Here is a 20,342-nt window from a genome sequence, read left to right on the forward strand (position 1 = left end):
GTGGGTCACTACAGAGAATTCGCCCCCTGTAGGAGCGGCCTTGTGTCGCGAAAGGGCCGCAGCGCGGCCCCGGCAATGTCGGCTGTAACGCCAGAACCCGGGGCCGCTGCGCGCCCCATCGCGACACAAGGCCGCTCCTACAGGGATCGCGCAAGGCAAGAAAGGGGTTACAGCAAGAATAGCGTCGCCAGCCCCAGGAAGATGAAGAACCCGCCACTGTCGGTCACAGCCGTGATCATCACACTCGCGCCCATCGCCGGGTCCCGGCCCAGTCGCGCCAGGGTCATCGGGATAAGCACGCCCATCAGCGCGGCCAGCAACAGGTTGAGGGTCATCGCTGCGGTCATCACTACCCCCAATGACCAGCTGCCATACAGCCAGAAAGCCACCGCACCGATCACCCCGCCCCACACCAGGCCGTTGATCAGCGATACCGCCAGCTCCTTACGCATCAAACGGCTGGTATTGCCCGGGGACACCTGATCCAGCGCCATGGCACGGACGATCATGGTGATGGTCTGGTTGCCGGAGTTGCCACCAATACCGGCAACGATCGGCATCAACGCGGCCAAGGCCACCAGTTTTTCAATCGAACCCTCGAACACGCCGATCACCCGCGAAGCCAGAAACGCGGTGATCAGGTTGATCGCCAGCCAGGCCCAGCGGTTGCGGAACGAACGCCAGACCGAGGCGAAGATGTCCTCTTCTTCGCGCAGACCGGCCATGTTGAGGACTTCGCTCTCGCTTTCCTCACGAATCAGGTCGACCATTTCGTCGATGGTCAAACGGCCGATCAGGCGCTCGCTCTTGTCGACCACCGGCGCCGATACCAGGTCGTAACGCTCAAAGGCCTGCGCGGCATCGTAGGCATCTTCCTCGGGCTGGAAAGACACGGGGTCGGTCGCCATGACCTCCGCGACTTTCTTCTCCGGGTCGTTGACCAACAGGCGCTTGATCGGCAACACCCCTTTGAGGATGCCGTCGTAATCGACCACGAACAGTTTGTCGGTATGGTTGGGCAGTTCTTTGAGGCGGCGCAGGTAGCGCAGCACCACTTCCAGGCTGACGTCTTCGCGGATGGTGACCATCTCGAAGTCCATCAGCGCACCGACCTGCTCCTCGTCGTAGCTCAGCGCGGAACGCACCCGCTCGCGTTGCTGGGCATCCAGCGTTTCCATCAGCTCGTGGACAACGTCACGCGGCAACTCAGGCGCCAGGTCAGCCAGTTCGTCGGCGTCCATTTCCTTGGCCGCCGCCAGCAGCTCGTGGTCGTCCATGTCGGCAATCAGCGACTGACGTACGGAGTCGGAGACTTCGAGCAGGATGTCGCCGTCGCGATCCGAGCGCACCAGCTGCCAGACCGTCAGGCGGTCTTCCAGGGGCAAGGCTTCGAGGATGTAGGCGACGTCGGCGGGGTGAAGGTCATCGAGCTTGCGCTGCAACTCGACGAGGTTCTGGCGGTGGACCAGGTTCTCGACCAGGTCGTTGTGCGCACCTTCCTGGCGGTGGGTCAGGTCTTCGACCACACGCTGGCGCTGCAGCAACTCGATCACCTGGGCCAGGCGGTCCTGCAGGCTGTCCTGTGCTTTTTTTACTTCTACTTCGGTCATAGGCGAACTCCACTCCCAGCAGCGGAGCACGCCGGGAGAATCAATCGGTCAGATCTTTCGGTATGAATCGTGTTAGCGAGTAACTACTGGGTAAGTCCATGGTGGTTTTCCACAAGCCCCGGCGGGGCTGACGGGCGCAATCATACACTGCTAAAGCTGTCAGATCGCTTAAATTTTTGGCTAGAACAATCGTTTGCGCGATAAAGCTGGGACAACGCACGAAGCCAACAGTGCGACGGTTGTCGTGGGTACGAAAGCACATTGAATTTCGCATATGTCGCGGCAGTGCGGCCTTGGAACTGCGAAGCGCCCCGGCCACGGCACAACCTTTACAGGAAAGCTTAGATGGCCATGGTCGACAATTCTGTGACACGCAGAATCGAGTAGGAGGCGGGTTCACACCCGCCGTCCTCTCACACCACCGTGCGTACGGTTCCGTACACGGCGGTTCAGGCTATGCGGCTAAGCCGGTTGATCGTATCCAGTATCGAGACCAGTCCGAGTCGATCCCATAGCTTCTTCGGCAGCGCCTGATTCATATGAGATGCTCCCGAGTTCCACCATGGGCCTCGACCATTAGAGGCTGATTTGCAGGCACGCTCTTCACTTAGACCCAGGCGCATCAGGTTGCGCACCCTCGTAGAGGGCTGCTTCCATTGGCGCCAGATGGCACAGCGGAGTTTGTGCCTGAGCCAGCCATCCAGTTCCTCAAGTGGCCGTTTGCTCTGGCTGAGCTTGAAGTAACCCGCCCAGCCTCGTAATACAGGGTTTATCCGCTCGATGGTATTTGCCATCTTGCGACCCCGTGCACCGCGTAGCAGCTCTGCGAGCCGGTCGCGCAGGCGACCCAGGCTCATCGTTGCCACCCGCAGCCTTGGCTGCTGATGCCAGCTCATCCCATAGCCCAAGTAGTCACACTTCCAGGCTCTCGCGACTCGACTCTTCTTCTGATTCACCGTCAGTTTCAAACGTTGGTTCAGGAAGCGCTCGACACTGACCAGTACTCGCTCGCCAGCCCGAGGACTGCGCACATAAATGTTCGCGTCATCGGCATAGCGCACGAAGCGATGGCCCCGCCGCTCCAGTTCGCGGTCAAATTCATCGAGCAGGATATTCGACAGCAGCGGCGAGAGCGGGCCGCCTTGCGGCGTCCCTTCCTGCCGTGGGCTAACGACACCACCTGACATGACTCCCGCTTCAAGGTAGCGACGGATAAGCCTAAGTACGCACTTATCTTTGACCCGGCACTCGATACAGGCCATGAGGATGTCGTGGTTGACTCGATCGAAGAACTTTTCCAGATCGATTTCCACGCACCACCGATGTCCCGATGCCACATGGGCACGGGCCATCTCGACAGCTTGATGTGTGCTTCTGCCCGGACGGAAGCCATAACTGTAGTCCGAGAACAGTGGGTCGAAGATGAGCGTGAGCTGTTGCTGCAAGGCTTGCTGGATCAAGCGATCCACGACGCTGGGGATTCCCAGTTGCCGTGTGCCGCCCTGCGGCTTGGGAATTTCAACCGCTCGCACTGCTTGTGGATGGTATTCACCGGCCAGTAGCCTGGCCTTGAGGGTTGGCCAATACTGTTTCATGTAGCCCGCCAAGTCAGCGACCGTCATGCCATCGGCACCCGGCGCTCCCTTGTTGCTGACCACGCGTTGATACGCACGTCTGAGGTTGGCCGGTGCAAGCACCCGCTCCATCAGCGTGTCCGGCTCCGCGTTCGTCCACGTCGCTGACGCCGCCGGCACCTTTGCACTGTCAGGCATCACCCTCGGCTTCTGGCCGGGATTCGGGATGACAGTTTCCGCTGTGGGAAATTTCTGCATTACGGCTACCAACGAGACAGTGACGCCTACTAGCGGCATAACCTGTTCGGCCCTTGGTGGCGCGGTTATCCGCCACTTACTACGGCTTCGGCTGACTTCTGCACGCTCATCCCGTCGCCTTTCGACGCGCGGTAGCACAATGGCAAACGTACAGATCTCCCAGGGTAATTCGCGTGACCTTCCTGCTTATGCCTGTCGGATTTACGTCACAGCGTTCCGTGCAAGTATTGGGCTTTGGCGATTGTTGCCGCCTAACCCCGCTGTGCCGCCTGATCCGCTTCCTGTTCGTCAGGCCAGCATTTTGCCTCGGGCTTCCTTCAGATTCGCAGTCGCCCGCGACACCCTTGCCTCCGGCTAACACTTCCCCTTGCCGGGTGTGTAGAGGACTTTCACCTCCAAGTCACCCGCTTGGCCACCACAGCCAAGCAGGTTGCGCTTACGCGCAACGCGCCATGCCTGGCGCACAACAAAAAGCCCGCTCTGTTGAGCGGGCTTTTTGATGGGGTATGGCGGACTCAGCAGGATTCGAACCTGCGACCGCTCGGTTCGTAGCCGAGTACTCTATCCAGCTGAGCTATGAGTCCGTGATGGTAGTTTTAGACCAGATTACCACTGGTTGACTGAAGTAGCCTTGCAAGCAAAACCACTTCAAAAAGTGGCGGACTCAGCAGGATTCGAACCTGCGACCGCTCGGTTCGTAGCCGAGTACTCTATCCAGCTGAGCTATGAGTCCGCGATTGGCAGTTTTAGACCAGATACCGCTGGTTGACTGAAGCAGCCTTGCAAGCAAAACCACTTCAAAAAGTGGCGGACTCAGCAGGATTCGAACCTGCGACCGCTCGGTTCGTAGCCGAGTACTCTATCCAGCTGAGCTATGAGTCCGCGATTGGCAGTTTTAGACCAGATACCGCTGGTTGATTGAAGCAGCCTTGAAAACAAAGCCACTTCAAAAGTGGCGGACTCAGCAGGATTCGAACCTGCGACCGCTCGGTTCGTAGCCGAGTACTCTATCCAGCTGAGCTATGAGTCCGTGTCTTGCCGCGCATTATAGGTCGCTGGAACATTTTTGCAAGAACGTTTTCGTTTAAAATCAACTACTTAGCGTTCCTACCCGTTACAGCGCCCTACGCAAATAATGGCGGTGAAGGGGGGATTCGAACCCCCGATACCCTTATGAGGTATACTCCCTTAGCAGGGGAGCGCCTTCGGCCACTCGGCCACCTCACCGCAACACGAGGCGAATATTAAAGAACCTCTTTCACCTTTGCAACCCTTTTTTTGAAAAAAACTTCAAAAAAATTAAAGGCTTGGCTCTTCATCCTTCTCTTTCTTGATCCGCAGGTAGATTTCCTCGCGGTGAACAGCCACTTCCTTCGGCGCGCTAACGCCTATACGTACCTGGTTGCCCTTCACGCCGAGCACCGTCACGGTAATCTCGCCGTCTCCAATGATCAGGCTCTCGGCGCACCGACGAGTCAGAATCAACATAGCTTTCTCCTTACGCAAAACATTCAGGGGTAACAGTCTTGGGGTCAGGGCCGGCCGCGGACGACGACCAGCCCAGTCGCACGCTGCACAGGGCAGGACAGGGCCTGCGCAGCGAGCAGAATCGAGTAGGAGGCGGGTTCACACCCGCCGTCCTCTCACACCACCGTGCGTACGGTTCCGTACACGGCGGTTCAGGCTATGCGGCTAAGCCGGTTGATCGTATCCAGTATCGAGACCAGTCCGAGTCGATCCCATAGCTTCTTCGGCAGCGCCTGATTCATATGAGATGCTCCCGAGTTCCACCATGGGCCTCGACCATTAGAGGCTGATTTGCAGGCACGCTCTTCACTTAGACCCAGGCGCATCAGGTTGCGCACCCTCGTAGAGGGCTGCTTCCATTGGCGCCAGATGGCACAGCGGAGTTTGTGCCTGAGCCAGCCATCCAGTTCCTCAAGTGGCCGTTTGCTCTGGCTGAGCTTGAAGTAACCCGCCCAGCCTCGTAATACAGGGTTTATCCGCTCGATGGTATTTGCCATCTTGCGACCCCGTGCACCGCGTAGCAGCTCTGCGAGCCGGTCGCGCAGGCGACCCAGGCTCATCGTTGCCACCCGCAGCCTTGGCTGCTGATGCCAGCTCATCCCATAGCCCAAGTAGTCACACTTCCAGGCTCTCGCGACTCGACTCTTCTTCTGATTCACCGTCAGTTTCAAACGTTGGTTCAGGAAGCGCTCGACACTGACCAGTACTCGCTCGCCAGCCCGAGGACTGCGCACATAAATGTTCGCGTCATCGGCATAGCGCACGAAGCGATGGCCCCGCCGCTCCAGTTCGCGGTCAAATTCATCGAGCAGGATATTCGACAGCAGCGGCGAGAGCGGGCCGCCTTGCGGCGTCCCTTCCTGCCGTGGGCTAACGACACCACCTGACATGACTCCCGCTTCAAGGTAGCGACGGATAAGCCTAAGTACGCACTTATCTTTGACCCGGCACTCGATACAGGCCATGAGGATGTCGTGGTTGACTCGATCGAAGAACTTTTCCAGATCGATTTCCACGCACCACCGATGTCCCGATGCCACATGGGCACGGGCCATCTCGACAGCTTGATGTGTGCTTCTGCCCGGACGGAAGCCATAACTGTAGTCCGAGAACAGTGGGTCGAAGATGAGCGTGAGCTGTTGCTGCAAGGCTTGCTGGATCAAGCGATCCACGACGCTGGGGATTCCCAGTTGCCGTGTGCCGCCCTGCGGCTTGGGAATTTCAACCGCTCGCACTGCTTGTGGATGGTATTCACCGGCCAGTAGCCTGGCCTTGAGGGTTGGCCAATACTGTTTCATGTAGCCCGCCAAGTCAGCGACCGTCATGCCATCGGCACCCGGCGCTCCCTTGTTGCTGACCACGCGTTGATACGCACGTCTGAGGTTGGCCGGTGCAAGCACCCGCTCCATCAGCGTGTCCGGCTCCGCGTTCGTCCACGTCGCTGACGCCGCCGGCACCTTTGCACTGTCAGGCATCACCCTCGGCTTCTGGCCGGGATTCGGGATGACAGTTTCCGCTGTGGGAAATTTCTGCATTACGGCTACCAACGAGACAGTGACGCCTACTAGCGGCATAACCTGTTCGGCCCTTGGTGGCGCGGTTATCCGCCACTTACTACGGCTTCGGCTGACTTCTGCACGCTCATCCCGTCGCCTTTCGACGCGCGGTAGCACAATGGCAAACGTACAGATCTCCCAGGGTAATTCGCGTGACCTTCCTGCTTATGCCTGTCGGATTTACGTCACAGCGTTCCGTGCAAGTATTGGGCTTTGGCGATTGTTGCCGCCTAACCCCGCTGTGCCGCCTGATCCGCTTCCTGTTCGTCAGGCCAGCATTTTGCCTCGGGCTTCCTTCAGATTCGCAGTCGCCCGCGACACCCTTGCCTCCGGCTAACACTTCCCCTTGCCGGGTGTGTAGAGGACTTTCACCTCCAAGTCACCCGCTTGGCCACCACAGCCAAGCAGGTTGCGCTTACGCGCAACGCGCCATGCCTGGCGCACAACACGAAGGGCGCGGCTGGTGCCGCGCCCTTGCAGTGCAGCGCCTTACTCGCCCTGTCGGGCAGGGGCGTCAAGCTCGAACGCGGTGTGCAGCGCGCGTACGGCCAGCTCCAGGTACTTTTCTTCGATCACGACCGAAACCTTGATCTCGGAGGTGGAGATCATCTGGATGTTGATGCTCTCCTTGGCCAGCGCCTCGAACATGCGGCTGGCAACCCCGGCGTGCGAGCGCATGCCGACGCCAACGATGGAGACCTTGGCGATCTTGGTGTCGCCGATCACTTCGCGGGCACCGATTTCACGGGCGGTGTTTTCCAGCACGCTCTGCGCCTTCTCGTACTCGTTGCGGTGCACGGTGAAGGTGAAGTCGGTGGTGTTATCGTGGGCAACGTTCTGCACGATCATGTCCACTTCGATGTTCGAAGCACTGATCGGGCCGAGGATCTTGAAGGCCACGCCCGGGGTGTCCGGCACGCCGCGAATGGTCAGCTTGGCTTCATCACGGTTGAAGGCGATACCGGAAATGATCGGCTGTTCCATGGATTCCTCTTCATCAATGGTAATGAGGGTACCCGGACCCTCCTTGAAGCTGTGCAGCACGCGCAGCGGAACGTTGTACTTGCCGGCGAACTCCACCGAACGGATCTGCAGCACCTTGGAACCGAGGCTGGCCATTTCCAGCATCTCTTCGAAGGTGATTTTCTCCAGGCGACGGGCCTGCGGCACTACGCGCGGGTCGGTGGTGTAGACGCCATCCACATCGGTGTAGATCTGGCACTCGTCAGCTTTCAGCGCTGCCGCCAGGGCCACGCCGGTGGTGTCGGAGCCGCCGCGACCGAGGGTGGTGATGCTGCCGTGCTCGTCGACCCCCTGGAAGCCCGCAACCACGACCACGCGGCCTTCCTTGAGGTCGGCACGAATCTTGTGGTCGTCGATTTGCAGGATGCGCGCCTTGTTGTGCGCGCTGTCAGTGAGAATGCGCACCTGGTTGCCGGTGTAGGACACCGCTGGCACACCACGCTTGATCAAGGCCATGGTCAGCAAGGCAATGGTCACCTGCTCACCGGTCGACACGATCACGTCCAGTTCACGCGGAACCGGCTGATCGGTGATCTGCTTGGCCAGGTCGATCAGGCGATTGGTTTCACCGCTCATGGCCGACAGCACGACGACCAGGTCGTCGCCCGCTTCACGGTGTTTCTTGACCTTATCGGCTACCTGCTCGATCCGCTCGATGGAACCGACAGAGGTGCCGCCAAATTTCTGTACGATCAACGCCATTTCAATGGTGCCTCAGCCCATACAGGGCCCCAAAAAACAATCCAACATGAAGGGGTGGCGGAAGTGGCCGGTGACGCTGCTGCCTGCCCCCGGGTGCGGCACCCGGGGGCTTGGCACCCGCCACTGAACCGCCTACCCCTTCATCTCAAAGTCCCTGCTCTGCGAATGGCACGGCCAGCGCCAGGGCCTTGTCCAGCGCAGCAACGTCGACGCCACCGCCCTGGGCCATGTCCGGACGGCCACCGCCCTTGCCACCCACCGCCGCAGCGGCTTGCTTCATCAGATCGCCAGCCTTGAGTTGGCTGGAGAGGTCCTTGGTCACGCCGGCCACCAACACGACCTTGCCCTCATGCTCGCTGCCCAGCAGGATCACTGCGTGGCCGAGCTTGTTCTTCAACTGATCGACCAGGGCCAGCAGGGCCTTGCCATCCTGCCCATCCAGGCGGGCGGCGAGGACCTTGGCACCCTTGACCTCAACAGCCGCGTTGGAGAGATCGTCCCCTGCGGCGCTGGCGGCCTTGGCCTGCAGCTGTTCCAGCTGCTTCTCCAGCTGACGGTTGCGCTCAAGCACAGCCGACAACTTGTCGATCAGGTTGTCACGGTTACCCTTGACCAGTTGCGCGGCTTCCTTGACCTGCTCTTCGGCAGCGTTCAGGTAGGCCAGCGCAGCGGCGCCGGTGACTGCTTCGATACGGCGTACGCCAGAGGCCACGCCGCCTTCGCTGATGATCTTGAACAGGCTGATGTCACCGGTACGCTTGGCGTGGATACCGCCACACAGCTCTACCGAGAAATCGCCACCCATGGTCAGCACGCGCACGGTATCGCCGTATTTCTCACCGAACAGCGCCATGGCACCTTTGGCCTTGGCGGTTTCGATGTCGGTCAGTTCGGTCTCGACCGGGGTGTTCTTGCGCACTTCGCGGTTGACGATGTCTTCCAGCTGCTTGAGCTGCTCCGGCTTCACCGCTTCGAAGTGGCTGAAGTCGAAACGCAGGCGCTGGCTGTCGACCAGCGAGCCCTTCTGTTGCACGTGCTCGCCCAGCACCTGACGCAACGCTTCGTGCAGCAGGTGGGTAGCCGAGTGGTTCAGCGAGGTGGCGTGCTGAACGTCTGCATCGACCTTGGCCTCCACCGGCGCACCGATCAGCAGCGCACCGCTGGTGACCACACCGTGGTGCAGGAAGGCCCCGCCGGTCTTGGTGGTATCGCGTACGTCGAAGCGTGCAGCACCCGCCTGCAGGTACCCGCTGTCACCCACCTGGCCGCCGGACTCGGCGTAGAACGGCGTGCGGTCGAGCACCACTACGCCCTGCTCGCCCACCCCCAGCTGGTCGACCGATTGGCCGTCCTTGTACAGGGCGATGATCTTGCCCTGGCCTTCGGTTGCGTCGTAACCGAGGAACTCGGTGGCGCTGTCGACCTTGACCAGGCTGTTGTAGTCCATGCCGAAGGCGCTGGCAGAACGGGCGCGCTCACGCTGGGCGTCCATTTCGCGTTCGAAGCCGGCTTCGTCGATGGTCAACTCGCGCTCACGGGCAATGTCGGCCGTCAGGTCCATCGGGAAACCGTAGGTGTCATACAGCTTGAACACCACATCGCCGGGTACCACGGCGCCTTGCAACTGGGCCAGATCTTGCTCGAGGATGCGCAGGCCCTGCTCCAGGGTCTTGGCGAACTGCTCTTCTTCGGCCTTGAGCACGCGCTCGATGTGCGCTTGCTGGCTGGTCAGCTCGGGGAAGGCTTCGCCCATTTCGGCCACCAGGGCAGCAACGATCTGGTAGAAGAAGCTGCCCTTGGCGCCCAGCTTGTTACCGTGGCGGCAAGCGCGGCGGATGATGCGGCGCAGTACATAGCCACGGCCTTCGTTGGATGGCAGCACGCCGTCGGCAATCAGGAAGCCGCAGGAGCGGATGTGGTCGGCCACCACTTTCAGCGAAGCCTGGCCGTCATTGCTGCAACCGATGGCCTTGGCCGCCGCTGCCAGCAGGTTCTGGAACAGGTCGATCTCGTAGTTGGAGTGCACGTGCTGCAGCACGGCGCTGACACGCTCCAGGCCCATGCCGGTGTCCACCGACGGCGCTGGCAGTGGGTGCAGCACGCCATCGGCAGTGCGGTTGAACTGCATGAAGACGTTGTTCCAGATCTCGATGTAGCGGTCACCGTCTTCTTCCGGCGAACCGGGCGGGCCACCCCAGATGTCCGGGCCGTGGTCGTAGAAGATCTCGGTGCATGGGCCGCACGGGCCAGTATCGCCCATGGTCCAGAAGTTGTCGGATGCGTAGGGGGCGCCCTTGTTGTCACCGATGCGCACCATGCGCTCGGCAGGCACGCCGACTTCCTTGGTCCAGATGTCGTAGGCTTCGTCGTCGGTGGCGTAGACCGTGACCCAGAGCTTTTCCTTGGGCAGGTTCAGCCATTTTTCCGAGGTCAGGAAGGTCCAGGCGAAGGTGATGGCGTCGCGCTTGAAGTAGTCGCCGAAGCTGAAGTTGCCCAGCATTTCGAAGAACGTGTGGTGACGCGCGGTGTAACCGACGTTTTCCAGGTCGTTGTGCTTGCCGCCCGCGCGCACGCACTTCTGGCTGCTGACCGCACGGGTATAGGCACGCTTCTCGGCACCGAGGAAGCAGTCCTTGAACTGGTTCATGCCTGCGTTGGTGAACAGCAGGGTGGGGTCGTTGTTCGGGATCAGCGAACTGGAGGCAACTCGGGTATGGCCCTGCTCTTCGAAGAAGCGAAGGAAGGCTTCACGGATTTCTGCGCTTTTCATAGGTTCTTCCACGGAAACGGCGGCCGTTTGGGCTAATACGTCGAATCGACGAAACGACGGCAAAGGGCGCCATTATAGCCAGCCTGAACAGGAGATACAGTGTGTTTGTACACCAGAACGGCATTGCGCGGATGAAATGCCGTTCATCGACACTGTCAAGGTCGCCTGGCAGCGCTGCACGGCCACGCTGGCGGTACATAAGCAACACCTGGGCACCCAGCCCAAAGGGGATGCTGCGCCTTTCTTCTCGATACCGGAATGCGCCATGCCTGAGCTGAACCTGTCCAAACTGCACTCGGACCCACACCCGCTCCCCCACCCTACGCCATTGATCAATGCCAGCCCCGTCTATTACCTCGACGATCGGCAGGCTGGCAGCCACCACACCGCATTCATCAACAAGGACCACCCCCAGCAGCAGACAGAGGTGAAGTACATACAGGCTGATGGCAATGTGCGTATCACCCTGGAACGCGCCTATGCGCTGGGGCGACGCTACCGTCGCCTGGCGCCCAGCACCGAGCTGCTGGTGTTCAATGTCGCCCCGCGCGCCACAGGTTCGGACGCACGGCAAAAACGCGTGCAGATCGCGACCCACGACTGCTTGCTGGAAGTCACGGTCAACGGCGCGGTATTCATGGTCGCCCAGCATACCGCCGAAGCCATTGCCATTCGCCTGACCGACGGCGGACACCAGGTGGTCATTACCGGGCAGGTCCGCAAGCCGGTACTGATCGACATGATCGGCAGCGGCAACAGCATCGAGACAGGGGCCGGCATGGTGCACATTGATGCGCACACCGGCACGCACCAGGTAGTCGTCGGTAGCGGCCCTGTCCTGATCGACAAAGGCGATGCGGTGGTCAATGTCACCGGCCACTGCCTGCTTGGCCAGGCCAATTCCAGCACCGTGCTCTACCGCAACACGGCGTACGATGCGCACCTGGCCCAGCCTGTAGCGGCCGAGCATCAGGCGCTAGGCCGCATCGGTGTGCAAGTGACGGGTGATGAGGCGTTCCGCCAAGCGGTAGAGGATGCGCTGGTGCTGATGCGCAAATTGCCGTGCGGCCAAGCACTGCTGGCAGGCCTGGACAACAAGGCCGGGCATACCGGAAAACCGATCAGGGTGAGCGAAGCGGCCAGGCAACAGTTCACTTGCTACACGCCCAGCGATGACGAGCAGGACGAAGACGAAGGCCACTTCATCATCAACGAAAACCAGAGCAGCTGGGGCTACAGCGGTGGCATGCTGGCCTACAACCCGAACTGGTCGACGGCAACCCAATTGCCGCTGCTGGACCTGTACCGCTGCCTGTGCCAGGGCTGGAATTCCATGACCGGCACCGTGTTCCCAGGCCAGACAGAGGTTCAGGGCACTTACGGCGCCTACCCGGTAGACAACCTGTTACTGCAAAGCATCGGCTTGCCCACCGACTGCAGATTCAACTTTGGGGGCGCTACTGCGCTTAACACCAACCCCGCCGCTTTCACTGAAAACGGATTACGCCAGGCACTGCAACTGGAACTGCGCACGCAACTGTAAGCAACGCCTCAGCTCAACCGCTGCCCTGCATCGGGCACGATCAGAAGCCCTGCCCTGAGGCCATTCTTGACCTTGGGGTTGGGGAAGATGATGCGCGCGCCCTCTTCCTCGACCACCCAACGCATCTCGGCCAGGTCTTCAGCCAGCAGGTAACCTTTGCTCAGTTCGGAAAAATTCTCGATATCCGCCGGCAGGTGCAGGTGAAAGCTGTCGCTGTGCTTGATGATTTCGCGGGAGACACTGAACAGCTGCAGGCCTTCCAGCGAGTCTTCGTCTTCGGGTTCTTCAGCCGTGATGATCCTGATCAGGCGGTCTTCGAGCTTGTCGAGGTTGACTTGCTCGTTCTGGCCGAACGGGCGGGCCTTGCCCAGCTCCAGGGTGAACGCTTCAGCCTCCAGCTGTTCGTAGGTAAAGGCGCTGAAGGTGATGGAAGGCTTGCTTTGCAGCAATACCGCCTGCATGCCCGCCGCTGCCAGGCGTGCCAGTTGGCGACGAGAGTGCTGGCGCCCCTCTTTATAGGGGTACAAGGCAAACTGCTCGATCTTCGAACCGCGGATGGCAGTATGCAGATCGTAATGCAGGCGGCTGCGCCCCGGCTTGCTGAAGAACACCCGGGCGAACTGCTCGAGCTCGGCCGCACGCAACGCCTCGAAACCGCTGGACAGCTCGTGGCGCCCGTTGAACAGGCGGTTGATGTCCTGTTCGATGAAACGCTCACCCTTGCGCATCGCCACCGGGTTGCCGAACAGGAACAACACCCGCGCCTTGGGCTTGATCGACCCGTCGGCCACGCCATGCAGCAGCCGTTCGAGCAACTCGATCGGCGCTGTCTCGTTACCATGAATACCGGCAGACAACAGCAAGTCCAGGCCGCAATCCTCGCTGTCGGGCGGGCGCACTTCGAGCGCCCCCTCCCCTAGCCAGCGCAAACGCGTGCCCTTGGTGGTCACTTGGGTCTTCTCGGCCGGTTCGTGATCGGTGAGGGTCAGCTCAAGCAATTTACCAAGGGCGAGCATAGGAACTTCCTTAGTGGGTGTGGCCGCAGTCGGGGCCATGGACGTGATCGTCGTCTTCGCCAAGCTCTGCAGGTTCCATTTCCAGCTGCAGGCTGACCAGGTTGGTGGCCATGGGCCGCAGCAGCAGGTTGGCGTACTCGGCGTCGCCTTCCTCGACATCCACACCGATCAGCAACTGGCCGCGGCCATCCTGCTGGATCCACACTTCCTTGCCTTGCCAGACCACGGCAAAACGGGTGCAGGAGGTTTCGAGCTGGGTGCCGTCTTCATCTTCGAGGATCAGGCGCAGGGCGTCGGTCATTACAATTCTCTCTTCAAGGTTGGCGTTGGAACGGGTACACCGAGCCCAACTTCAGAATCTGGGTCAACTCATCCAGTGCGGTACGGCACTCCACCAGCAGTTGCGGGTCGGCCAGGTCCGCCTCGACCAGGCGATCACGGTAGTGCTTGTCGACCCATTGCAGCAGGGTGTCGTACAGCGGGGCGGTCATGATAACGCCTTGGTTGACCGCCGCCAGTTCCGTTTCATTCAAGGCCACGCGCAAACGCAGGCAAGCCGGGCCACCGCCGTTCTGCATGCTCTGCTTGAGGTCGAACACCTTGACCTCCTTCACCGGGCCGCCCTGGCGGGTCAACTGCCCAAGGTACGCCCAGACGCGTTCATTGTTGCGGCACTCTTCCGGCACCACCAGCAGCATGGAGCCGTCGTCACGGCTGAGCAACTGGCTGTTGAACAGGTAGGAACGCACTGCATCCTCTACCGCCACTGCCGAGCGCGGCACGCAGATGGCCTGGAAACGGCCGCCCTTGCTGGCCAGTTTAGCGCGCAACTGGCCCAGTACCGTGTCAGTCTCGAGGAAAGCGTCCTCGTGGTAGAACAGCACCTCGCCATTGCCCACCGCAATCACGTCATTGTGGAACACGCCCTGGTCGATCACCGCCGGGTTCTGTTGAGCGTAGACCACCCCGTCCTCATGCAGGCCATGCAAACGGGCCACGGCCTGCGAGGCCTCCAGGGTCTGCCGGGCGGGGTATTTCTGCGGTGCCGGGTAACGGCTGTCGAATGCACTGCGGCCGTAGACGAAGAACTCCACGCCAGCCTCCCCATAAGCGCGGCAGAAGCGCGTATGGTTGGCAGCGCCCTCGTCACCGAACTGCGCCACGGCAGGCAACGCCGGGTGGTGGGCGAAGCGTTGCTCGTCGTTGAACATCGCGGCCAGCACGCGACTGGTGGTCGGGTGCTCGATGCTGCGGTGGTATTTGCAATTGAGGTTGGCGGCAGTGAAGTGCACGCGGCCATCGGCGGTGTCGGCACTGGGGCTGACCGTGGCAGCGTTGGCCACCCACATGCTCGAAGCCGAACAGGTGGCCACCAGCAACGGCATGGCCTCTTTGGCAGCGCGCTGGATCACGTCGGCATCGCTGCCGCTGAAGCCCAGACGGCGGAGCGCGGCCACATCCGGGCGCTCCTGCGGCGCCAGCACGCCCTGCTTGAAGCCCATGTCGGCCAATGCCTTCATCTTCGCCAGGCCCTGGCGTGCAGCTTCCCGCGGGCTGGAGCCTTGCTGGCTGTTGCTTTGCGAAGCCACGTTACCGTAGGACAGGCCGCCGTAGTTGTGGGTAGGCCCCACCAGGCCATCAAAATTCACTTCATAGGATTTCATCGGCAAGGCTCCGTGACCTGTTGTTATAGGGTGACGCCCGGCGTAAGGGTGGCCGGCAAGGCAAGGCTGGCAGTCTCCAGCGAAGCCACGGGGTAAGCGCAGTAGTCGGCCGCGTAATAGGCACTGGCGCGATGGTTGCCACTGGCACCGACGCCACCGAAGGGTGCGCTGCTGGCTGCACCGGTCAGTTGCTTGTTCCAGTTGACGATGCCGGCGCGGCTGCGCAGCCAGAAATGCTGGTAGCGGGCGCGCGAATCGGACAGCAAGCCGGCAGCCAGGCCGTACTGGGTGTTGTTGGCTTCATCGATGGCCGCATCGAAATCGGCATAGCGGACCACTTGCAGCAGCGGCCCGAAGAACTCTTCATCCGGGCGCTGTGCCACGGCGCTGACATCGATGATGCCAGGGGTAAGCAATGCGGCATCGGCTTGCGGCTGCGTCATTTCCAGCAGTTTCACCCCACCCTTGGCGGCCAGTTCGGCCTGGGCAGCCAGCAGCGCCTGCGCGGCCTGCAGCGAAATCACCGAGCCCATGAACGGTGCCGGCTGTTCATCGAACGCCCCCACCGTGATGGTTCTGCACACCTCGACCAGGCGCGCGAGCAGCGCATCGCCCCAGGCACCCTGGGGCACCAGCAGGCGACGTGCGCAGGTGCAGCGCTGGCCGGCGGAAATGAACGCCGACTGAATGATGGTGTAAACCGCAGCGTCGAGGTCCTTGACCTCGTCTACCAGCAATGGGTTGTTGCCACCCATTTCCAGCGCCAGGATCTTGTCCGGGCGCCCGGCAAACTGCTGGTGCAACAGGTTGCCAGTGCGGCTGGAACCGGTGAAGAACACGCCATCGATACCTGGGTCGCCAGCCAGTGCCACACCGGTTTCACGCCCGCCCTGAACCAGGTTCAGCACACCCGCCGGCAGGCCGGCAGCGATCCAGCAGTGCACTGTCAGTTCCGCCACCTTGGGGGTCAGCTCACTCGGTTTGAACACCACGCAGTTGCCCGCCAGCAGCGCCGGAACGATATGCCCGTTCGGCAGGTGGCCAGGGAAGTTGTAAGGGCCGAACACCGCGACCACACCATGGGGCTTGTGCCGCAGCACTGCCGTGGCATCGGCCAGCGGGCCGCTCTTTTCACCGGTGCGCTCACGGTAACTTTGTATGGAAATGGCCACCTTGTTGACCATGCTGGTCACTTCGGTGGCCGATTCCCACAGCGGCTTGCCGGTTTCCTCGCCAATGCACTGGGCCATGGCTTCGGCATGCGCCTTCAACTGTGCGGCAAACTGCTCCAGCACACCGATGCGCGCGTCCAGGCTCAGTTGCGCCCAGGCTGGGAACGCCTGGCGCGCAGCCTTTACGGCGGCGCCGACCTGGCTGGCGTCGGCGCCCTGCCCCTGCCAGATCACGGCCTGGGTGACCGGGTTCAGCGATTGCAGGGGCTCGCCCTGGCCGGACTGCCAATTGCCGGCGATGTAGTGCGTGGTCATTTATTAGCCCTCCCGGCTCGCCGACATGGGCACAGCGCGCACATTGTCGCCAGCGCCCATGCGCAGGCGTTTGGCGGTCAGCGGGTCGACCACCAGGGTTCCGGCGGCCAGACGCGCAGGTGCAGCGGTGATACGGCAGTCGTCGCGCTTGCGGTTGTGGATGATGTAGGGGGTGGCGTCATCGCCCGGCGTGCCAACCGCCAGCACCAGCGTCTGGCTGTCGCGCACGGCGCGGATCCTGCCGGTGTCACACTCGATGGCGGGGCCGGCGTCGAAAATGTCGACATAGCCCTGGTAAGTGAAACCTTCCTGCTTGAGCATGGCCAGTGCCGGCTCGGTGTCCTTGTGCACACGGCCGATCACGTTGCGCGCCGCGTCTGACAGGAAGCAGGTGTACAGCGGGAACTTCGGCATCAGCTCGGCGATGAACGACTTGTTGCCCACGCCGGTCAGGTAGTCCGCCTGGCTGAACTCCATCTTGAAGAAGTGCCGGCCCAGGCTTTCCCAGAACGGCGAACGCCCCTGCTCATCCGACATGCCGCGCATTTCGGCGATGATCTTCTTGCCGAACAACTCGGGGAACTCGGCAATGAACAGCATGCGCGCCCGCGACAGCAAGCGGCCGTTGAGCCCGGCACGGTAGTCGCTGCGCAGGAACAGCGAGCACAGCTCGGAGTTGCCGGTCAGGTCGTTGGCCAGAAACAGCGTAGGGATTTCGCGGTAGATCTTCAGCTCCTGCGAGGCACTGACGGTCAGGCCGACCCGGTAGTTGTACCAAGGCTCGCGCAAGCCAACGGCACCGGCGATGGCACTGATGCCTACCACCAGGCCTTCGTCGTTTTCCAGCACGAACAGGTAGTCGGTGTCGCCGCGCTCGGCCTCGCCCCGAAAGCTCTTTTCCGCCCAACCTACGCGATGCTCCAGGCGCTCTTCGTTGGCCGGCAGCGTGGTCAGCCCGGTGGTGCCGGTGCTGCGTGCCAATTCGATCAACGCAGGCAAATCGCTGCTGCGTACAGGACGAACGATCATGCTATCTCCTTGTGCGGCGGCATGGGCCGGCGCGAAACTCTGCTAACGCATCAATCCCGAAACGCCTGTTGCCAGGCCTCAGGCCGCCACCAGGCGCACGCTGGCGCCCTCGCCTACGCCCAGCGCCTCGGCTGCTGCAACGCTCAGGCTGACCGGCTTGCCGGGCACCCAATCCAGCTCCAGCAGCACTGCCCGGTAGTCCTGCAACAGGCCGTTGCACACCAGGTACGGGCGCCCGCCCTTGGTTGGCACGTCGTCGATTTTCACTGGGGCCACCCGGCTCTGGGCGATCGAGCGGATGCCCGAGGTACGCGCATGCAGGGTTGGGCCGCCGTCGAATATGTCGATGTAGTGCTCGGTCTCGAAGCCCTCACGCATGAGGATGTCGAAGGTGATCTGCGCCCGCGGGTGCACCTGGCCCATGGCTTCCTGCGCCAGGTCTGGCAGCAGCGGCACGTAGATCGGGTAGTGCGGCATGAGTTCGGCGAGAAAGGTGCGGCTCTTCAGGCCGCACAGGCGCTCGGCATCGGCATAGTTGAGGTCGAAGAAATTGCGCCCAATGGCGTCCCAGAACGGCGATTCGCCCTTTTCGTCGCTGTAACCGACGATCTCGGTCACCACCGAGTCAGCGAAGCGTTCCGGGTGCGCAGCCATGAACAGCAGGCGGCCGCGGGAATTGAGTTCGGCCCAGCCGCTGTTCACCAGCTCTGGCAACACGTAGAAACTGGTCAGCAGGCTGTTGCCGGTCAGATCATGGCACAGCGAGAGCACGTGGATCTTGTTGTGGATCTTCAGCTCGCGCGAGGCGTGCACGAAGGTCTCGTTGCGAAAACTGTAGAACGGCTCGGAATAGCCAGCCGAGGCCACGATGGCCGAGCAGCCGGCGAGCTTGCCGGTTTCGCTGTCTTCGAGCACGAAGAAGTAGCTTTCCTCGCCATTGAAGCTGACCTCCGCGGCAAAGGACGTCTCGGAGGCGGCAATCTTGTCGCCCAGGCGAGCAGAGTCGTCCGGCAGCGAGGTGACACCAATGGGGCTGTCGGCAGCCATGCGCTGCACTTCGTTCAGGTCAGCCATTTGCGCGGGGCGCATCACCAGCATGGTGTCACTCCTTTGGAATACGGGCCGCTCATGGCGGCACGGAAAAACGGCAGGCGCATGGGCACCTGCTGTGGAATCGCAAATCGCCGGCCTGGTACAACCTTGGCTGCGGCCGGCGAAGGGACCGCAGGCGGATCAGCCTTGGGTCAGCGTGGCAACGGCGCGCTCGAAGCGGTCCAGGCCTGCATCGATATCGGCGTCTTCAACCACCAGGCTTGGCGCGAAGCGGACCACGTCCGGACCGGCCTGCAGCACCATCACGCCTTCTTTCTCGGCGGCATTGAGTACGTCCTTGGCCTTGCCTTGCCAGGCCTCGGCCAACACGCAACCCAGCAGCAGGCCAATACCACGCACCTGGCTGAACAGGTTGTACTTCTGCCCGATCTGCTCCAGGCGGGCCTTGAACCGCGCGTGCTTGGCCTTGATGCCGGCCAGGGTTTCCGGGGTGTTGACCACGTCCAGCACCGCGCAGGCAACCGCGCAGCCCAGCGGGTTGCCGCCGTAGGTGGTGCCGTGGGTGCCCACAGCCAGGTGCTTGGCCAGCTCGGTGGTGGTCAGCATGGCGCCGATCGGGAAGCCACCGCCCAGGCTCTTGGCGCTGGTGAGGATATCCGGGGTCACGCCGTAGTGCTGGTAGGCATACAGCGAGCCGGTGCGGCCCACACCCGTCTGCACTTCATCGAAGATCAGCAGGGCATTGTGCTCGTCACACAGCTTGCGAGCGCCTTCCAGGTAAGCCTTGTCGGCCGGCACCACGCCGCTCTCACCCTGGATCGGCTCGATCACCACGGCGCACGTCTTGTCGGAAATCTGTGCCTTCAACGCTTCCAGGTCGTTGTACGGCACGTGGCTGATGCCGGTGATCTTCGGGCCGAAGCCATCGGAGTACTTCGGCTGGCCGCCGACGCTGACGGTAAACAGGGTACGACCGTGGAAACTGTTCACGGTGGCGATGATTTCGTGCTTTTCAGGGCCGAAGCGGTCATGGGCAACCCGGCGGGCCAGCTTGAAGGCAGCCTCGTTGGCCTCGGCGCCGGAGTTGCAGAAGAACGCACGGTCGGCAAAGGTGGCGCTTACCAGCTTGTGGGCCAGGCGCAGTGCCGGTTCGTTGGTGAATACGTTGGAGACGTGCCAGAGGGTGTTGGCCTGCTCGGTCAGGGCCTTGACCAGCGCCGGGTGGCAGTGGCCCAGGGCGTTTACCGCGATGCCGCCGGCAAAGTCGATCAACTCGCGACCGGACTGGTCCCAGACACGGGAACCCTCGCCTCGCACAGGAATGAAGGCCGCCGGAGAATAGTTGGGGACCATGACCTGGTCGAAATCGGCACGTTGCACCGGGGCTTGCTCAACGGACATCTGAGTCTCCTGAAGAGGAACGCTGGCCTGGAAGTGGCGAGCGATGGGGGGGATTGTAAGGACTGATCTGCGCCTGTCCTTGCGGCCAAGCGACAACTTGTTACAGCGCAAAACCCAGTTTTAGCAAGG

Annotated in this window: 14 protein-coding genes and 5 tRNA genes; 1 reads left to right on the plus strand and 18 read right to left on the minus strand. The window is 61.7% G+C overall.

The features are described from left to right. Positions 1-167: 167 nt before the first annotated feature. The 11 genes from mgtE to alaS form a co-directional block, all read right to left on the minus strand. On the minus strand, positions 168-1,610 hold the full coding sequence (gene mgtE / locus L1P09_RS17585) for a magnesium transporter (RefSeq protein ID WP_009681472.1): 1,443 nt from the start codon (positions 1,608-1,610) through the stop codon (positions 168-170). Between the two features lie 449 nt (positions 1,611-2,059). Then, positions 2,060-3,481 (minus strand): group II intron reverse transcriptase/maturase, encoded by a 1,422-nt coding sequence (gene ltrA / locus L1P09_RS17590; RefSeq protein ID WP_222186725.1) that lies wholly within the window; start codon positions 3,479-3,481, stop codon positions 2,060-2,062. A 468-nt stretch (positions 3,482-3,949) separates the two neighbouring features. Next, positions 3,950-4,026: transfer RNA gene (locus L1P09_RS17595), tRNA-Arg, on the minus strand. A gap of 72 nt (positions 4,027-4,098) precedes the next feature. After that, positions 4,099-4,175 (minus strand) — tRNA-Arg (locus L1P09_RS17600). Positions 4,176-4,247: 72 nt separating this feature from the next. Continuing rightward, positions 4,248-4,324, minus strand: a tRNA-Arg gene (locus L1P09_RS17605). Between the two features lie 71 nt (positions 4,325-4,395). After that, a tRNA-Arg gene (locus tag L1P09_RS17610) sits at positions 4,396-4,472 on the minus strand. A gap of 106 nt (positions 4,473-4,578) precedes the next feature. After that, positions 4,579-4,669, minus strand: a tRNA-Ser gene (locus L1P09_RS17615). A 72-nt stretch (positions 4,670-4,741) separates the two neighbouring features. After that, positions 4,742-4,930 (minus strand): carbon storage regulator CsrA, encoded by a 189-nt coding sequence (gene csrA / locus L1P09_RS17620; RefSeq protein ID WP_003254503.1) that lies wholly within the window; start codon positions 4,928-4,930, stop codon positions 4,742-4,744. 191 nt (positions 4,931-5,121) lie between these two features. Then, positions 5,122-6,543 (minus strand): group II intron reverse transcriptase/maturase, encoded by a 1,422-nt coding sequence (gene ltrA / locus L1P09_RS17625; protein ID WP_222186725.1) that lies wholly within the window; start codon positions 6,541-6,543, stop codon positions 5,122-5,124. A gap of 471 nt (positions 6,544-7,014) precedes the next feature. Further along, positions 7,015-8,250 (minus strand): aspartate kinase, encoded by a 1,236-nt coding sequence (locus tag L1P09_RS17630; RefSeq protein ID WP_009681473.1) that lies wholly within the window; start codon positions 8,248-8,250, stop codon positions 7,015-7,017. A 145-nt stretch (positions 8,251-8,395) separates the two neighbouring features. Beyond that, positions 8,396-11,020 (minus strand): alanine--tRNA ligase, encoded by a 2,625-nt coding sequence (gene alaS / locus L1P09_RS17635; protein WP_009681474.1) that lies wholly within the window; start codon positions 11,018-11,020, stop codon positions 8,396-8,398. 136 nt (positions 11,021-11,156) lie between these two features. On the opposite strand from alaS, the gene L1P09_RS17640 reads away from it, so the two are divergent. Then, positions 11,157-12,563 carry a M91 family zinc metallopeptidase gene (locus L1P09_RS17640; RefSeq protein WP_225624699.1) on the plus strand — a complete coding sequence of 469 codons (1,407 nt, stop codon included), beginning with the start codon at positions 11,157-11,159 and terminating at the stop codon, positions 12,561-12,563. Positions 12,564-12,571: 8 nt separating this feature from the next. On the opposite strand, the gene astE is transcribed toward L1P09_RS17640, so the two are convergent. From astE to L1P09_RS17675, 7 genes are all read right to left on the minus strand, one after another. Then, entirely contained in the window at positions 12,572-13,579 is a 1,008-nt protein-coding gene (gene astE, locus L1P09_RS17645) for a succinylglutamate desuccinylase (RefSeq protein ID WP_009681476.1), read from the minus strand. A gap of 10 nt (positions 13,580-13,589) precedes the next feature. Further along, entirely contained in the window at positions 13,590-13,880 is a 291-nt protein-coding gene (locus L1P09_RS17650) for a hypothetical protein (RefSeq protein WP_009681477.1), read from the minus strand. Between the two features lie 13 nt (positions 13,881-13,893). Continuing rightward, on the minus strand, positions 13,894-15,243 hold the full coding sequence (astB, locus tag L1P09_RS17655) for an N-succinylarginine dihydrolase (protein ID WP_009681478.1): 1,350 nt from the start codon (positions 15,241-15,243) through the stop codon (positions 13,894-13,896). Between the two features lie 23 nt (positions 15,244-15,266). Continuing rightward, positions 15,267-16,730 carry a succinylglutamate-semialdehyde dehydrogenase gene (gene astD, locus L1P09_RS17660; protein ID WP_235767944.1) on the minus strand — a complete coding sequence of 488 codons (1,464 nt, stop codon included), beginning with the start codon at positions 16,728-16,730 and terminating at the stop codon, positions 15,267-15,269. Between the two features lie 3 nt (positions 16,731-16,733). Beyond that, positions 16,734-17,759 (minus strand): arginine N-succinyltransferase, encoded by a 1,026-nt coding sequence (astA, locus tag L1P09_RS17665; RefSeq protein ID WP_029887201.1) that lies wholly within the window; start codon positions 17,757-17,759, stop codon positions 16,734-16,736. A 78-nt stretch (positions 17,760-17,837) separates the two neighbouring features. Next, complete coding sequence (gene aruF / locus L1P09_RS17670) at positions 17,838-18,857, minus strand: arginine/ornithine succinyltransferase subunit alpha (RefSeq protein WP_009681482.1); 1,020 nt, start codon at positions 18,855-18,857, stop codon at positions 17,838-17,840. A 135-nt stretch (positions 18,858-18,992) separates the two neighbouring features. After that, complete coding sequence (locus L1P09_RS17675) at positions 18,993-20,213, minus strand: aspartate aminotransferase family protein (RefSeq protein ID WP_235767945.1); 1,221 nt, start codon at positions 20,211-20,213, stop codon at positions 18,993-18,995. Positions 20,214-20,342: the final 129 nt, after the last annotated feature.

The organism is Pseudomonas juntendi (genome assembly GCF_021560075.1).
Classification (GTDB): Bacteria; Pseudomonadota; Gammaproteobacteria; order Pseudomonadales; family Pseudomonadaceae; genus Aquipseudomonas; species Aquipseudomonas juntendi.

Coding starts and splice junctions, on each gene's coding strand:
- L1P09_RS17630 (WP_009681473.1), bottom strand. CDS start 8,250: ATGGCGTTGATCGTACAGAAATTTGGCGGCACCTCTGTCGGTTCCATC.
- ltrA (WP_222186725.1), bottom strand. CDS start 3,481: ATGCCGCTAGTAGGCGTCACTGTCTCGTTGGTAGCCGTAATGCAGAAA.
- astD (WP_235767944.1), bottom strand. CDS start 16,730: ATGACCACGCACTACATCGCCGGCAATTGGCAGTCCGGCCAGGGCGAG.
- L1P09_RS17675 (WP_235767945.1), bottom strand. CDS start 20,213: ATGTCCGTTGAGCAAGCCCCGGTGCAACGTGCCGATTTCGACCAGGTC.
- alaS (WP_009681474.1), bottom strand. CDS start 11,020: ATGAAAAGCGCAGAAATCCGTGAAGCCTTCCTTCGCTTCTTCGAAGAG.
- L1P09_RS17650 (WP_009681477.1), bottom strand. CDS start 13,880: ATGACCGACGCCCTGCGCCTGATCCTCGAAGATGAAGACGGCACCCAG.
- csrA (WP_003254503.1), bottom strand. CDS start 4,930: ATGTTGATTCTGACTCGTCGGTGCGCCGAGAGCCTGATCATTGGAGAC.
- mgtE (WP_009681472.1), bottom strand. CDS start 1,610: ATGACCGAAGTAGAAGTAAAAAAAGCACAGGACAGCCTGCAGGACCGC.
- L1P09_RS17640 (WP_225624699.1), top strand. CDS start 11,157: ATGCCGTTCATCGACACTGTCAAGGTCGCCTGGCAGCGCTGCACGGCC.
- astA (WP_029887201.1), bottom strand. CDS start 17,759: ATGATCGTTCGTCCTGTACGCAGCAGCGATTTGCCTGCGTTGATCGAA.
- aruF (WP_009681482.1), bottom strand. CDS start 18,857: ATGCTGGTGATGCGCCCCGCGCAAATGGCTGACCTGAACGAAGTGCAG.
- astB (WP_009681478.1), bottom strand. CDS start 15,243: ATGAAATCCTATGAAGTGAATTTTGATGGCCTGGTGGGGCCTACCCAC.
- astE (WP_009681476.1), bottom strand. CDS start 13,579: ATGCTCGCCCTTGGTAAATTGCTTGAGCTGACCCTCACCGATCACGAA.
- ltrA (WP_222186725.1), bottom strand. CDS start 6,543: ATGCCGCTAGTAGGCGTCACTGTCTCGTTGGTAGCCGTAATGCAGAAA.